General features: G+C 69.4%; 14 protein-coding genes. 4 read left to right on the top strand and 10 right to left on the bottom strand.

Annotation, left to right across the window (positions count from 1 at the left end; all coding sequences use genetic code 11):
- Positions 1–46 precede the first annotated feature (46 nt).
- The 6 genes from OIE75_RS11260 to OIE75_RS11285 all read right to left on the bottom strand — a co-directional run bounded on the left by OIE75_RS11260 (position 47) and on the right by OIE75_RS11285 (position 4,549).
- Positions 47–784, bottom strand: a complete 738-nt coding sequence (locus OIE75_RS11260) for a TerD family protein (RefSeq protein WP_234954280.1) — start codon at positions 782–784, stop codon at positions 47–49.
- A 152-nt stretch (positions 785–936) separates the two neighbouring features.
- Entirely contained in the window at positions 937–2,076 is a 1,140-nt protein-coding gene (locus OIE75_RS11265) for a DUF475 domain-containing protein (RefSeq protein WP_307011760.1), read from the bottom strand.
- A gap of 49 nt (positions 2,077–2,125) precedes the next feature.
- The gene (locus OIE75_RS11270; protein WP_122620330.1) at positions 2,126–2,701 is read right to left on the bottom strand and encodes a TerD family protein; all 576 of its coding nucleotides are present in this window, start codon (positions 2,699–2,701) and stop codon (positions 2,126–2,128) included.
- Positions 2,702–2,813: 112 nt separating this feature from the next.
- Positions 2,814–3,389, bottom strand: coding sequence for a calcium homeostasis/redox stress adaptation protein (locus tag OIE75_RS11275; protein ID WP_125493420.1), 576 nt, complete (start codon positions 3,387–3,389; stop codon positions 2,814–2,816).
- Positions 3,390–3,528: 139 nt separating this feature from the next.
- Positions 3,529–3,987, bottom strand: a complete 459-nt coding sequence (locus OIE75_RS11280) for a peroxiredoxin (RefSeq protein ID WP_125493419.1) — start codon at positions 3,985–3,987, stop codon at positions 3,529–3,531.
- 124 nt (positions 3,988–4,111) lie between these two features.
- Positions 4,112–4,549, bottom strand: coding sequence for a DUF3052 domain-containing protein (locus OIE75_RS11285; RefSeq protein WP_166661640.1), 438 nt, complete (start codon positions 4,547–4,549; stop codon positions 4,112–4,114).
- Positions 4,550–4,935: 386 nt separating this feature from the next.
- Here OIE75_RS11285 and aceE point away from each other — a divergent pair, with 386 nt between their 5' ends.
- Entirely contained in the window at positions 4,936–7,683 is a 2,748-nt protein-coding gene (gene aceE, locus OIE75_RS11290) for a pyruvate dehydrogenase (acetyl-transferring), homodimeric type (protein ID WP_307011765.1), read from the top strand.
- Positions 7,684–7,773: 90 nt separating this feature from the next.
- Here the strand turns inward: aceE and OIE75_RS11295 are convergent, their stop codons facing one another.
- Positions 7,774–8,082, bottom strand: a complete 309-nt coding sequence (locus OIE75_RS11295) for a small hydrophobic protein (RefSeq protein WP_307011767.1) — start codon at positions 8,080–8,082, stop codon at positions 7,774–7,776.
- Between the two features lie 208 nt (positions 8,083–8,290).
- Complete coding sequence (locus OIE75_RS11300; RefSeq protein ID WP_307011769.1) at positions 8,291–9,901, bottom strand: MFS transporter; 1,611 nt, start codon at positions 9,899–9,901, stop codon at positions 8,291–8,293.
- 126 nt (positions 9,902–10,027) lie between these two features.
- Here OIE75_RS11300 and OIE75_RS11305 point away from each other — a divergent pair, with 126 nt between their 5' ends.
- The 3 genes from OIE75_RS11305 (at position 10,028) to OIE75_RS11315 (ending at position 12,910) form a co-directional block, all read left to right on the top strand.
- Positions 10,028–10,708: a TetR family transcriptional regulator gene (locus tag OIE75_RS11305; RefSeq protein WP_329470616.1), complete on the top strand. Its 681-nt coding sequence runs from the start codon at positions 10,028–10,030 to the stop codon at positions 10,706–10,708.
- Between the two features lie 54 nt (positions 10,709–10,762).
- Positions 10,763–11,980 (top strand): alpha/beta hydrolase family protein, encoded by a 1,218-nt coding sequence (locus OIE75_RS11310; protein ID WP_329470618.1) that lies wholly within the window; start codon positions 10,763–10,765, stop codon positions 11,978–11,980.
- A gap of 66 nt (positions 11,981–12,046) precedes the next feature.
- Complete coding sequence (locus OIE75_RS11315; protein WP_307011774.1) at positions 12,047–12,910, top strand: DUF4429 domain-containing protein; 864 nt, start codon at positions 12,047–12,049, stop codon at positions 12,908–12,910.
- A 30-nt stretch (positions 12,911–12,940) separates the two neighbouring features.
- On the opposite strand, the gene OIE75_RS11320 is transcribed toward OIE75_RS11315, so the two are convergent.
- Complete coding sequence (locus OIE75_RS11320) at positions 12,941–13,957, bottom strand: aldo/keto reductase (protein WP_329470620.1); 1,017 nt, start codon at positions 13,955–13,957, stop codon at positions 12,941–12,943.
- Positions 13,954–14,439, bottom strand: a complete 486-nt coding sequence (locus OIE75_RS11325; RefSeq protein WP_307011778.1) for a MerR family transcriptional regulator — start codon at positions 14,437–14,439, stop codon at positions 13,954–13,956. Before OIE75_RS11325 ends, OIE75_RS11320 begins: the two co-directional genes overlap by 4 nt.
- Between the last annotated feature and the right edge of the window lie 99 nt (positions 14,440–14,538).

A 14,538-nucleotide genomic window follows, 5' to 3' on the forward strand; every position in this document is an offset into this window, starting at 1 on the left:
GGCTCGGCGGCTCGGCGGCTCGGCGGCTCGGCAGTGAAGGCGGGCCCTAGCGGTCCGCCTTGCTCTTGTGGCCGCGGCCCCACTGCAGGCCCCAGCCGTAGAGCCGGTCCAGTTCGCCCTGGAAGCCGTACACGAACTTCACCTCGCGGCGGACGAAGATCTCGCCCTTGACGTTCTCGATCATCACCACGGCGCAGGACCGGGCCTGGGGATGGCGTTCGTCGAGGCCTATCTCGATGCGGGGGCCGTTGCTCGGGTAGAGCGTGACGATGGCGTGCGTCCGGTCGAAGGCCGGAGTCTGGTCGTAGATGTACGCGAACAGCAGGAGGCGCTTGATGGCGTCCTTGTGGTCGAGGTTGACGTATATCGTCTCGCCGGAGGCCGAGCCGAACCGGTCGTCGCCGCTGAGCTTGACGTACGGCGGGGCGTTGACGTCGCCCAGGAAGCCGCCGAGCGGCTGGACGACGCCGCGGGTGCCGTCCATGAGTTCGTAGAGGCAGCCGAGGTCGAGGTCGACGTTGACCATGCTCTGGCTGTGGCCGACGACCTCGGGCGGCTTGAGTGCCTTGAAGGGGTGCCGCAGCAGGCTCTCGCGCTGGGCGCCCATGATGTCCGACGTGCGCATGCGCCAGGCCAGGTTGACGCGCAGGTGGCCGGTGGCCGCGCCCTGCTTGGTCAGGGACACCTGGCTGTGCCGTTTGGTCAGCTGGATGGAGTTGGTCGCCGCGCTGCCCGAGTCGAACTCGGACTCACGGCCGCGCCACAGCCCGTCCAAGAAGCCCATTACCGCCCCCACCTTGTTCCGACCGCCGACGGGGCGGCCCCGAGGAGTCGTCCTCGTCGGCCGCCCCGCTCAGAGCGTTCCTCGTCCGGGCCGGGTTCACACCAGTGGTGCGGGCGCACCGGGGTCGAACCCGGCCCGGGGACGGAGTGGTTTCACACCCCGGAGGAGACCTCCGTCTTCTCCTGATCGCCGCCGCCGGCCGCCGCGATGGCCCGGTTGCGGCGCACCGAGGACCAGAAGGAGGCGCCGATCAGGACCACGCCGATCAGGCCGGTGATGATCTCGTTGATCTCGTACTGGATGGTCACCAGCAGGATGACGGCCAGGGCGCCGATGGCGTAGTGGGCGCCGTGCTCCAGGTAGACGTAGTCGTCGAGGGTGCCCTGGCGGACCAGGTAGACGGTCAGCGACCGGACGTACATGGCGCCGATGCCGAGTCCGAGGGCCATCAGCACGATGTCGTTGGTGATGGCGAAGGCGCCGATGACACCGTCGAAGGAGAACGACGCGTCCAGGACCTCCAGGTAGAGGAACATGAAGAACGCGGCCTTGCCGGCCAGCTTGACGGCCGACTTGGGCTTGCCCTCGCGTTCGGCCTTCTCCTCGGCCTCGTGCTCGCGCTCCTCCTCCTCTTCGAGCTTCTCCTCGAAGAAGCTGGAGAGGCCGCCCACGACGAGGTAGGTGATCAGACCCGCGATGCCGGAGAGCAGGACCGTCTCCGCCTTGTCGGCGTGGGTGCCGCCGTGCTGGTGGGCGTGGGCACCGAAGGTGATCGCGGAGACCAGCAGCACGACCAGGGCGATGCAGACCGACAGCATGTCGACCTTGCCGAGCTTGGCCAGCGGGCGCTCGAGCCAGCCGAGCCACTTGATGTCCCGGTCCTCGAAGATGAAGTCGAGGAAGATCATCAGGAGGAACATGCCACCGAAGGCGGCGATCGACGGATGGGCGTCCGTCACCAGCTCCTGGTAGCGGTCCTTGTCGGTCAGGGCGAGGTCGACGGCCTCGATGGGGCCGAGGGACGCGCTCACCGCGACGATGACGACCGGGAAGATCAGGCGCATGCCGAAGACGGCGATCAGGATGCCGATGGTGAGGAAGATCTTCTGCCAGAAGGCATTCATCTTCTTCAGGATCCCGGCGTTGACCACCGCGTTGTCGAAGGACAGCGAGATTTCCAGGACGGACAGGATCGCCACGATGCCGAAGGCGGTCCACCCCCCGTAGAAGACCGCGGCCACCAGGCCGAGCGCGGTGACCGCGAACGACCACCCGAAGGTTTTCAGAACCACTGGCTACCCAATCGTGTGTGTACGGGGCTCCCCCGCGCCGTACGCGGCTTTACGAAACGTTGACTCCGAAGTCTAGAGCGATGCCCCGGAGCCCCGACGCGTACCCCTGCCCCACCGCGCGGAACTTCCATTCCCCCTGGTAGCGATAGAGCTCACCGAAGATCATCGCGGTCTCGGTGGAGGCGTCCTCGCTGAGGTCGTAGCGGGCGAGTTCCTGGCCGTCGGCCTGGTTGACGACCCGGATGAAGGCGTTGCTGACCTGGCCGAAGGCCTGGCCGCGCTCGTCGGCCAGGTGGATCGAGACCGGGAAGACGATCTTGTCGCAGTGGGCCGGCACCGCGGAGAGGTCGACCAGGATCGACTCGTCGTCGCCGTCCCCCTCGCCGGTGAGGTTGTCGCCGGTGTGCTCGATCGAGCCGTCCGGGCTCTTGAGCTGGTTGTAGAACACGAACCACTCGTCGCCGAGCACCCGGCCGTTGCCGCACACGAGGGCGCTGGCGTCGAGGTCGAAGGGTGCTCCGGTGGTGGAACGCGCGTCCCAGCCGAGTCCGACCAGAACCTGAGTGAGGTTCGGTGCGGCCTTGGACAGGGAGACGTTGCCGCCCTTGGCAAGCGTGACGCCCATGGTGATGGTCCCTCCCCGGGTGATGATTCCTGGAGTTCCTGCGCGTCCGGCGCCGCACGTAAACCGTGCGGCGCCGGACGATCGGGGCGGGTGCCCCGGTGGTTCTGGTCGCTCAGACGTTCACGCCGAAGTCCTGGGCGATGCCGCGCAGGCCCGAGGCGTAGCCCTGGCCGATGGCGCGGAACTTCCACTCGGCGCCGTGCCGGTACAGCTCGCCGAAGACCATCGCGGTCTCCGTGGAGGCGTCCTCCGACAGGTCGTAGCGGGCGATCTCGGCTCCGCCGGCCTGGTTGACGACGCGGATGAACGCGTTGCGCACCTGGCCGAAGGACTGCTGGCGGTTCTCGGCGTCGTAGATGGAGACCGGGAAGGTGATCTTCTCGATGTCGGCGGGGACGTTGGCCAGGTCGATCTTGATCTGCTCGTCGTCGCCCTCGCCCTCACCGGTGAGGTTGTCACCCGTGTGCTCGACGGACCCGTCCGGGCTCTTCAGGTTGTTGAAGAAGATGAAGTGCGCGTCACTGGCGACCTTGCCGCCGCTGTTCAGCAGCAGCGCGCTGGCGTCGAGGTCGAAGTCCGTACCGGTCGTGGTGCGGATGTCCCACCCCAGACCGACGATGACCGCGGTCAGGCCGGGGGCCTCCTTGGTCAGCGATACGTTGCCGCCCTTGCTGAGGCTGACTCCCACGAGTCCTCCATTGGTGTCCAGGGGCGGGGTGCCCCGTAGTGCGTGGATATCGGATCAACGATTCGATCCTAGTGACGGGTTCCCGCCCCCCGCAGGCCCTGCGGCCGACAAATCGCGGTGTCGGGTCACGGGTGCCGGGTCACAGGGTGTCGAGCGCCTTCACGTACTCGTTCAGGTCGCGGGCGTCCGGCAGACCGTTGACGACGGTCCAGCGCACGACGCCCTCCCGGTCGATGATGAAGGTGCCGCGGACGGCGCAGCCCTTGTCCTCGTCGAAGACGCCGTAGGAGCGCGAGACGTTGCCGTGCGGCCAGAAGTCGGACAGCAGCGGGTACTCCAGGCCCTCCTGCTCGCCGAAGACGCGCAGGGTGTGGATGGAGTCGTTGGAGACGGCGAGCACCTGGGTGTCGCGGTCGGAGAACTGCGGCAGGTTGTCGCGCACCTCGCACAGCTCGCCGGTGCACACGCCGGTGAAGGCGAACGGGTAGAAGAGCAGCACCACGTTCTTCTGGCCGCGGAAGTCGGACAGCCGGACGGTCGCGCCGTGGTTGTCCTTCAGCTCGAAGTCGGGGGCCTTGTCGCCGACCTGGATCGCCATGTCCTGTTCGTCCCTTCCGGAGGTGTTCGCTGGAAACACCCTACGCAGGGATCATCGCGAACCCGCGGACGGGCCGACCGAGGCCGGCCCGTCCGGAGTCCGGGGTGGTGCGGAGGCCGTGCGGCTACCGCTTGGACTTGGCGGCCTTGGGCGTCGCCAGCCGGCTGCCGCTCCAGTCCTTGCCTACGCTGACGCTCTTGGACGCCGTCAGTCCGGCGGTCGTCGCGGCTTCCGAGATGTCGCTGGCCTCGACGTATCCATCACGGCCGGTCTTCGGCGTGAGAAGGAGGATCGACCCGCCCTCTTCGATGTACGTGGTGGCATCCACCAGCGCATCCGTCAGGTCGCCGTCGTCGTCACGGAACCACAGCACGACGGCGTCGGCCACGTCCTCGTAGTCCTCGTCCACCAGCTCGCCCTCGACGGCACCCTCAATGGCCTCGCGGAGCTCCTGGTCGACGTCGTCGTCGTAGCCGATCTCCTGGACCACCTGCCCGGGCTGGAACCCCAGCCTGGCGGCAGGGTTCGTCCGCTCCTCCGCGTGGTCCGCGGTCGCGCTCACGGGTTGCCTCCTGATCATGTTTCGGTAGATGTCTTCAGCCTCGCGCGTGCGCGAAGCTTGGCCGTAGTCCACACGGGCGGGACCGATCGCGCAAGTACCCGGCGTCTGGGACCGCCGAAACGGTGACGATCCCGGCCGTGTCGCCGCAACTCCAGCCATGCCGTCCAGACCGAAGGTGACGTACACCACACCTATCTGCCCCGTTTGCGTATTTGGGAACCATGCGTGGGTACGAGACTCGAATGAACGTGCCCCCGATCCCCTCGAAGGAACCGGTTACCCCACGGTACAGATGACGATTGCCCCCGTGAGGTACACGATGGGGAACCGGCGGGTAATCGGCGCAGACACCCGGCCAAGTAGCCCTCTGAGAGCGAAGGAACAGCGTGGCTTCCGCATCCGATCGCAATCCGATCATCATTGGCGGCCTTCCGAGTCAGGTTCCTGACTTCGACCCCGAGGAAACCCAGGAGTGGCTCGACTCCCTCGACGCCGCCGTCGACGAGCGCGGCCGGGAGCGGGCCCGCTTCCTGATGCTGCGGCTGATCGAGCGCGCCCGCGAGAAGCGCGTGGCCGTGCCCGAGATGCGCAGCACGGACTACGTCAACACCATCCCGACCAAGAGCGAGCCGTTCTTCCCCGGCAACGAGGAGATCGAGCGCAAGATCCTCAACGCCACCCGTTGGAACGCCGCGGTGATGGTCTCGCGCGCGCAGCGGCCCGGTATCGGCGTCGGCGGCCACATCGCGACGTTCGCCTCCTCGGCCTCCCTGTACGACGTGGGCTTCAACCACTTCTTCCGCGGCAAGGAGGACGGCGACGGCGGTGACCAGGTCTTCTTCCAGGGCCACGCCTCGCCGGGCATCTACGCCCGCGCGTTCCTGCTGGACCGGCTCAGCGAGCAGCACCTGGACGGGTTCCGGCAGGAGAAGTCAGCCGCGCCGCACGCCCTGTCGTCGTACCCGCACCCGCGGTCGATGCCGGACTTCTGGGAGTTCCCGACGGTCTCGATGGGCCTCGGCCCGATCGGCGCGATCTACCAGGCGCGGATGAACCGCTACATGCACGCGCGCGGGATCGCGGACACCTCGCGTTCGCACGTGTGGGCCTACCTCGGCGACGGCGAGATGGACGAGCCGGAGTCGCTGGGCCAGCTCTCCATCGCCGCCCGCGAGGGCCTGGACAACCTGACCTTCGTGGTCAACTGCAACCTCCAGCGCCTGGACGGCCCGGTGCGCGGCAACGGCAAGATCATCCAGGAGCTGGAGTCGGTCTTCCGCGGCGCCGGCTGGAACGTGATCAAGCTGGTGTGGGACCGCACCTGGGACCCGCTGCTCGCCCAGGACCGCGACGGCGTGCTGGTCAACCGGATGAACACCACGCCGGACGGGCAGTTCCAGACGTACGCCACCGAGTCCGGCGCGTACATCCGCGACCACTTCTTCGGCGACGACCACCGGCTGCGCGCGATGGTCGAGAACATGACCGACGACCAGATCCTGCACCTGGGGCGCGGCGGGCACGACCACCGGAAGATCTACGCGGCCTACAAGGCGGCGCTGGAGCACAAGGGCCAGCCGACGGTCATCCTGGCCAAGACGATCAAGGGCTGGACGCTCGGACCGAACTTCGAGGGCCGCAACGCCACCCACCAGATGAAGAAGCTGACGGTCGACGACCTGAAGCGTTTCCGCGACCGGCTGCACCTGCCGATCTCCGACAAGGAGCTGGAGTCCGGCCCGCCGCCGTACTACCACCCCGGCCGGGACACGGAGGAGATGCAGTACATGCACGACCGCCGGCTCGGTCTGGGCGGGTACGTCCCGACGCGCGTCGTGCGGTCGAAGCCGCTCGCCCTGCCGGACGACAAGACGTACGCGACCGTGAAGAAGGGGTCGGGCCAGCAGTCCATCGCGACGACGATGGCCTTTGTGCGACTACTGAAAGATCTCATGCGGGACAAGGAGATCGGCAAACGGTTCGTGCTGATCGCGCCGGACGAGTACCGCACCTTCGGCATGGACTCGTTCTTCCCGAGTGCGAAGATCTACAACCCGCTCGGGCAGCAGTACGAGTCCGTGGACCGGGATCTGCTGCTCGCCTACAAGGAGGCGCCGACCGGGCAGATGCTGCACGACGGCATCTCGGAGGCGGGCTGCACGGCCTCGCTGATCGCGGCGGGTTCGGCGTACGCGACGCACGGCGAGCCGCTCATCCCGGTCTACGTCTTCTACTCGATGTTCGGTTTCCAGCGCACCGGCGACCAGTTCTGGCAGATGGGCGACCAGTTGTCGCGCGGTTTCGTGCTGGGCGCGACCGCGGGACGTACGACACTGACCGGTGAGGGCCTCCAGCACGCGGACGGCCACTCGCAGCTGCTGGCCTCGACCAACCCGGCATGCGTGGCGTACGACCCGGCGTTCGGCTTCGAGATCGCGCACATCGTCAAGGACGGCCTGCGCCGGATGTACGGCGGGGACGAACACCACCCGCACGGCGAGGACGTCTTCTACTACCTCACGGTCTACAACGAGCCGATCCGCCACCCGGCCGAACCGGAGGGCGTGGACGTCGAGGGCATCCTCAAGGGCGTGTACCGCTTCAGCGAGGGCACGGAGGGCTCGATCCCGGCGCAGATCATGGCCTCCGGGGTCGCGGTGCCGTGGGCCGTCCAGGCCCAGCGGATCCTCGCCGAGGAGTGGAACGTACGCGCCGACGTCTGGTCGGCGACCTCCTGGAACGAGCTGCGGCGCGAGGCGGTGGCGTGCGAGGAGCACAATCTGCTGCACCCCGAGGAGGAACAGCAGGTGCCCTACGTGACCCGGAAGCTGGCGGGTGCGCAGGGGCCGTTCGTGGCCGTGTCCGACTGGATGCGGTCGGTGCCCGACCAGATCGCCCGGTGGGTGCCGGGTACGTACCAGTCGCTGGGCGCGGACGGGTGGGGCTTCGCCGACACGCGCGGGGCCGCACGGCGGTTCTTCCACATCGACGCGGAGTCGATCGTGGTGGCCGTACTGAGCGAGCTGGCGCGGGAGGGGAAGGTCGACCGGTCGGTGCTGAAGCAGGCGATCGACCGGTACCGGCTGCTCGACGTCGCCGCGGCCGACCCGGGCGTGGCCGGCGGGGACGCGTGACGCGCACGCGGACGAGCACACGATGAGGGGCGCCCCGGCCGGACGGCCGGGGCGCCCCTCATCACTCTTGCGTCGTGGGTGCGCGGCCCGTCAGAGCATGCCGTTGTTCATGCCCGCCGAACCGGCGAGCCAGACGATCGCCAGCAGCGTGTCGATCGCGCCCAGCACGAAGGCGACCACCGCGGGCACCGGCCGGGAGCCCGCCCAGCTGCGTCCCATGGCGAGCCATCCGCAGGCCATCGCGGCGGGACCCAGGACGATGCCCAGCTGGAAGAAGCCCGCCACCGCGCACACGACTCCGATGATCCCGAGCGTCGCACGGTCCGGCCCGGTCCGTGCGCCTGTCCGGCCACGTGAGCGGGGGTACCCGTGCGATCCCTGTCCGAAGCTCGCCATCATCAACTCCCTCGATTCCTCGTGGAGTTCGGGTACCCGCACCCGGCGTCTTATGCCCGCCGCGCGCGCTGCCCCCCTCCAGCAGCGCGCCGCAGCGTGCCGTCCTCCATGTCCTGCGGAGGACTTGACCCACTGTGACCTGCGCGGCCCGCCGGAGGGGAGGGTTCGCCGGTCCTGTCACCCTGATGGGCGAACGGGGGCCGGCGGTCCGTCAGATGTGCCCCATGCCGGCGCCGCCGTCCGCGTTCACCCCGCGCTTGGTGAGGAAGGCGACCCCCACCGCCACGACCGCGACACCGGCGGCCACCAGCGAGGCCAGGCTCATGCCGTCGATGAAGGTGTTGTGGGCGACGTCGGCGATCTTCGCGGCGATCTGCTCCGGGGTGCCCGGGGCCACCGGCGGGACGCCGACCTGGACCGCCTCGGAGGCCTGGTGGGCCTGTTCCGGCGTCAGTTCGGGAAGCCCCGCGTCCGCCCAGTTGCCCGCCAGGTCGCTGTCGACCTTGGAGGCCATGACCGCGCCGAGGACCGCGGTGCCGAGGCTGCCGCCGATCTGCATCGCCGCCTGCTGGAGACCGCCGGCCACACCGGACAGCTCCATCGGCGCGTTGCCGACGATCACCTCGGTGGCGCCGACCATGACGGGCGCGAGGCCGAGGCCCAGCAGGGCGAACCAGACCGACATGACGGCGCTGCCGGTGTCCGTCTCCAGCGTGGAGATGCCGTACATGGCGATCGCGGTGCAGGCCATGCCGCCGGCCAGCGGGATGCGCGGGCCGACCTTGGTGATCATCACGCCGGCCAGCGGTGAGGCGACGATCATCATGGCGGTGAGCGGCAGCAGGTGGAGACCGGCGTCGACCGGGCTCATGCCATGCACGTTCTGCAGGTAGAAGGTGACGAAGAACAGGCCGCCCATGAAGGCGATGGCCATCAGGACCATCAGGACCACACCGGCCGACAGCGGCACCGAGCGGAACATCGCCAGCGGGATCAGCGGCTCCTTCACCTTGGTCTCCCACAGGGAGAACAGGACGAAGCCCACCACCGAGCCGCCGATGTACAGCCAGGTCTGCCCGGAACCCCATCCCCACTCGGGAGCCTTGATGAGTGCCCAGACGAGGGCGAACATCGAGGCCGACAGCAGCGCGATGCCGAGGAGGTCGAAGGAGCGCGGCGCGTTCTCGGCCCGGTGGTCCAGCAGGATCATGACGCCGAGGACGACGGCGAGGATGCCCACCGGCACGTTGATGAAGAACACGGACTGCCAGTTGACGTGCTCGACCAGCACGCCGCCGAGGATCGGGCCGCCCGCGGTGGAGGCGCCGATCACCATGCCCCAGATGCCGATGGCCATGTTGAGCTTCTCGGCCGGGAAGGTGGCCCGGAGCAGGCCGAGCGCGGCCGGCATCAGCAGGGCGCCGAACAGGCCCTGGAAGACACGGAAGACGATGACCGCGGCGATGCTGCCGGACAGTCCGATCGCTCCGGAGGAGGCGGCGAAGCCCGCCACGCCTATGAGGAAGGTCTGCCGGTGCCCGAATCGGTCACCGAGCTTGCCCGCGGTGATCAGGGCGACCGCGAGGGCGAGGAAGTAGGCGTTGGTGATCCACTGGACGTCGGCGAGGCTGGCGTCCAGGTCGTCCTGGATGGCCGGGTTGGCGATCGCCACGATGGTGCCGTCCAGGGCCACCATCATGACCCCGACCGCGACGGTGACGAGGGTGACCCACGGATGGCCGCGCAACCCCTTGGCGGGCGCGGAACCCGACGGGACGCCGTCCCCCGGTCCGGTCTTGTCGATGGTGGTCTGACTAGTCATACGGTGAGGCTAATGACAGCCACTGACAGTTGACAAACCAATTCACGTGTCAGTAACTGACATGTCATCTGCGTATAGCCTGAACTGCGGAAACACACTGCGGCACCCTGGTGGAGGAGCGAACTTTTGGGCCTGCGCGAACTCAAGAAGCAGCGCACCCGGGACCTCCTGCTGCGCTCCGCCCTCGAGCTGTTCACCGAGCGCGGGTACGAGGAGACGACCGTCGACGACATCGCCGACGCCGCCGACGTCTCGCAGCGCACCTTCTTCCGCTACTTCGCCTCCAAGGAGGACGCGGCGTTCTTCGTGTCGCGGCTCGCGGAGTCGCACTTCGTCGAGGCCGTGCGCGCGCGCCCGCCCGGGGAGGCGCCGCTGGACGCGCTGCGCCTCGCCCTGGTGGAGAGCTGGAGCACCATCGGCGAGGCCGTCGAGCGGCTGATCCCGATGGAGCTGCACCTGCGCTTCTACCGGGTGATCGAGTCGACGCCCGCGCTGCTCGCCGCGCATCTGCGGCGCGCGACGGAGCTGGAGGAGGAGATCGCGCGCCTCATCGCCGACCGCGAGGGCCTGGACGTGGAGGAGGATCCGCGCCCGCGGGTGGTCGTGGCCGTCTTCGGGGCGGTGATGCGGGTGACCGAACGGATCTGGTCGGCCCGGGACGACGCCGGTCTGGCGGCGCTGCGCGACCTGACGGCCTCCTATCTGGACCACGTGGCACCGGCGCTCACCGGCGACTGGCGGGACCCCGGCGGCCGTCCGCTCGCCGAGCGTGCCGGACCAACCCCGCAGCGCAGCAGCGAAACGTGATCCGTGTCACTGGATTCACGCGAGACCGTCCCGTTCTCCTAGTGTGTCCTCCCAGTGACTTCCTTCGACACCTCCCCGCAGCTGAACGTCTGGCGCGCACTGCTCGCCCTGGCCGTGGTGTTCGTGATGCTGGCGACCACCGGCTGGACCGCTCTGCGCAACCAGCGGGGCCCCACGGCACTCGAGGCGTCGGTCTCGGCCTGGGAGCACGGCCGGATCGGCGGACGCTCGCTGCCCGACGTGCACACGACACCCACGCGGCTGGCCCGCTTCTTCGCCTCACTCGGCGAATGGCAGCGCGAGAGCCTGGCCCGCCGCTATCCGCTGGCCGTCGGCAACATGAACGGCGCCCCCGTCCAGCTGCGCTACCTCGCCAACCGGACGGCGCTCGAGAAGGCGCGGTCGGTGGAGCGCGCGCGCATGCACGACAAACGCCTGTCCCTGTCCGGCCAGCGCGAGGCCGCGAAGCGCATGAACCACTACGACTCGCTGCTCGCACCGGGCCGGCACATCCTCGCCTTCGACCCGGCGGGCGCGGGCAAGGTCGCCGAGGTGTTCGGGAACCTCGACCGCGCTGAACGCGTGTCCGTGGTGGTGCCCGGTGTCGACACCGAACTGGTCACCTTCGAGCGCACCGCACGCAAGTACTCGGCACCCGTCGGCATGGCCGAGTCGCTGTACGAAGCGGAGCGCACCGCGAGCCCCGACACGCGGACGGCCGTGATCGCGTGGGCCGACTACACCTCCCCCAGCGGCCTCGGCATGGAGGCGGCCACGGCGACCCGCGCCGAGCAGGGCGCCGCCCGGCTGAACGGGCTGCTGCGGGCGCTGCCCGGCCGGGCCCCGGTCTCGCTGTTCTGCCACAGCTACGGCTCGGTGGTGTGCGGCCTCGCCGCCGACACGCTGCCCCTCCGGGTGACCGACATAGCGGTGGCCGGCAGCCCCGGCATGCGTGCCGAGAACGCCTCCCACCTGCACACCTCCGCCCGCGTATGGGCGATGCGGGACACCGACGACTGGATCCGGGACGTGCCCTACCTGGAGGTCGGCGGGCTCGGGCACGGCGCCGACCCGGTGTCCGCCGCCTTCGGGGCGCGGGTGCTGTCGGCGCGCGGCGCCCAGGGGCACAGCGGTTACTTCGTGCCGGGCACGGAGAGCCTGCGCAACTTCGCGGAGATCGGTGTTGGCGCATACCGCACGGTCGCCTGTGCGGGAGAAGGTGACACATGCCGGGCGGGTTTGTCCGTGGCGACGGCGGCCGGACGCGCGTAGAGGCGCAGAAACTCCGGTTTGCACGGGGAGGGGACGGAGAGGCTCGTGCCGCATACGATGAGCCGCATGGGTGACGTACTGGCCGGATTTCATGCCGCCTGGGAGTTCGAGTCCGACTCCGTGCTCATCCGTTACGAACGGGGGATTCGAACACCCAAGCTCTTTCAGGCCCTGGGGGAACGCCGGGTGCCCTTGGAGGCCATCGCCGGGGTGACGCTCACGCCGGGCCGGCGCGGCAGCGTGGTGCTGCGCGTCGAACCGCGCGAGGGCGCCGATCCGCTGATCGAGGCGGCGGCCGGACAGCTGAAGGAGAGCGGCGACCCGTACCGGCTAGTGCTGCCCGCCGAGCGGGAGACGCTGGCGGAGTACTACGCCGACGAGCTGCGCGGACTGCTGACCGGCTCCGGAGCGTCCGAACCGGCGGACCGGTACCTGGTGGCCGCGCCCGACGCGCCGCTGCACTTCAAGGCGTACGACGGGAAGGCGTCCTTCGACGGGAAGGCGGTGTCCTTCCGGTGGTCCTGGACCGGCGCGTCCTCGGCGAAGTGGAAGGCCGGCGACCAGAGCTTCCCGGTCGCCGACCTGGGCGGGGTGGAATGGCGGTCCCCCGAGGTGTTCGAGGGGTATCTGCGGCTGCTGCCGCGCGACGCCGCGGGGGCCGCTCCGCAGGCCGACCAGGACCCGGCGTCCGTCGTGTTCGGGCTCGGGTACGGGCCCGTGCACGAGTCGCTGCCGTTCGCCGCGGCGGTGTTGGCGGCGGTGCGGGAGAGGGGCGCCGGCGCCCCTGTTCCGGTTCCGGTGCCGGCGCCTCGGCGGGATCCCGCGGACATCGCCGAGCGGATCCGGCACCTCGGGGAGTTGCATCAGCAGGGGCTGGTGACGGACGAGGAGTTCTCCTCGAAGAAGGCGGAGTTGCTGGCGGAGCTTTAGGTTCGTCGCCGGGTGGGGGCCGTGGACGCCCTACTCGCGACCCGCCGACGTGAACGTCATGTCCGCGTAGCGGTCGCCCGACACCTTCTCCGCGATCGGCTCCAGGGACGACAGCTCGTCCTGGGTCAGGACGACCCTCGTCGCCGCCGCGTTCTCCTCCACCCGCGTCGGCTTCCGGGTGCCCGGGATCGGGATCACCGGCAGGCCGTGCACCTGGGCCCGCTGCTGGGCCCAGGCCAGGGCGATCTGGCCGAGGGTGGCGTCGTGGGCCTCGGCGATGGTGCGGACCGGGTCGAGGAGGGCCGCGTTGGCCTCCGCGTTGTCGCCGGTGAAGCGGGGCTGCCGGCGGCGGAAGTCGTCGGCGGTGAGGTCATGGTCGGCGTTGGCGAAGGAGCCCGTGAGGAAGCCCCGGCCGAGCGGCGAGTACGGGACGAGGGCCACGCCCAGTTCGCGGGCGGCCGGGACCACGCCCGCCTCGATGTCGCGGCTGAACAGCGACCACTCCGACTGCACGGCGGCGATCGGATGCACCGCCTGTGCGGCCCGCAGCTCGTCGCCCGTCACCTCGCTGAGGCCCAGGTGCTTGACCTTGCCCTCGCGGACCAGGTCGGCCATGACGGCGACGGTCTCCTCGATCGGCACGTTCACGTCGCGCCGGTGCATGTAGTAGAGGTCGATCACGTCGACGCCCAGACGGTCCAGGCTCGCCTCGACCGACCGGCGGACGTACGGCGGGTCGTTGCGGATGATCCGCTTCGTCGGGTCGTCCGGCGGGATCGACAGGGCGAACTTGGTCGCGATCACGACCTCGTCGCGGTGCGCCGCGAAGAACGGCGCCAGGAAACGCTCGTTGTCGCCGGCACCGTACGCGTCGGCCGTGTCGTACAGCGTGACGCCCAGCTCCAGCGCCCGCTCCAGGGTGGCCCGCGACGCGTCGGCGTCCGACGGGCCGTATCCGAAGCTCATGCCCATGCAGCCGAGGCCCTGGACGCCCACCTCCGGGCCGTCGTCGCCGAGCCGCGTCGTGGGGATCCTGCTGTCCGTCATCGGGTCCTCTCCCCTTCACGGGAACGTCCGGCGTCCCCGTAGAAGCTGATCTTCCGGTCGAGCACGGCGAGGGTGTCCTGGAGTTCGGTGATCCGCGTCAGTACGTCGCGGCGCGTCGACTCGAGGAGTTCCCGCCGGTCCAGGTAGGTGCTCTCGCCCTCGCGCACCAGCTCCGCGTACCTGACCATGTCGGCGACCGGCATGCCGGTCATGCGCAGCTTGCCGACGAAGTCGAGCCAGTCCAGGTCGCGGTTGCTGTAGCGGCGCTGGCCGGTGTGCGAGCGGTCGATGTGGGACATCAGACCGATCCGCTCGTACCAGCGCAGGGTGTGCGCCGTCAGCCCGGTGAAGGCGACGACCTCGCTGATGGTGTAGCGGTCCTCTCCGTCGGGGCGCGGGTGGCGCGGGGGCGGAGCGGAGCAGATGTCTGTTCTGGTGGCGTTCGGCGCGAGTGTCCCGGCCGTGTTCTGCATCACCGTCATGCACGCCACGCTATGACCTTGGAGTGCACTCCAGGCAAGCGGCGCTTTCGGAAGGGGGGAGGAAAACCGCGGGACACGCGGCGGGCGGATCACTAGCGT

It is taken from the genome of Streptomyces sp. NBC_01723, from assembly GCF_036246005.1.
GTDB lineage: Bacteria > Actinomycetota > Actinomycetes > Streptomycetales > Streptomycetaceae > Streptomyces.

What these genes read in the sequence shown, in the direction of transcription:
- OIE75_RS11260 (WP_234954280.1), bottom strand. Translation starts at nt 784, where the DNA reads ATGGGCTTCTTGGACGGGCTGTGGCGCGGCCGTGAGTCCGAGTTCGAC.
- OIE75_RS11270 (WP_122620330.1), bottom strand. Translation starts at nt 2,701, where the DNA reads ATGGGCGTCACGCTTGCCAAGGGCGGCAACGTCTCCCTGTCCAAGGCC.
- OIE75_RS11280 (WP_125493419.1), bottom strand. Translation starts at nt 3,987, where the DNA reads ATGGCGATCCAGGTCGGCGACAAGGCCCCCGACTTCGAGCTGAAGGAC.
- OIE75_RS11295 (WP_307011767.1), bottom strand. Translation starts at nt 8,082, where the DNA reads ATGATGGCGAGCTTCGGACAGGGATCGCACGGGTACCCCCGCTCACGT.
- OIE75_RS11300 (WP_307011769.1), bottom strand. Translation starts at nt 9,901, where the DNA reads ATGACTAGTCAGACCACCATCGACAAGACCGGACCGGGGGACGGCGTC.
- OIE75_RS11315 (WP_307011774.1), top strand. Translation starts at nt 12,047, where the DNA reads ATGGGTGACGTACTGGCCGGATTTCATGCCGCCTGGGAGTTCGAGTCC.
- OIE75_RS11320 (WP_329470620.1), bottom strand. Translation starts at nt 13,957, where the DNA reads ATGACGGACAGCAGGATCCCCACGACGCGGCTCGGCGACGACGGCCCG.
- OIE75_RS11325 (WP_307011778.1), bottom strand. Translation starts at nt 14,439, where the DNA reads ATGACGGTGATGCAGAACACGGCCGGGACACTCGCGCCGAACGCCACC.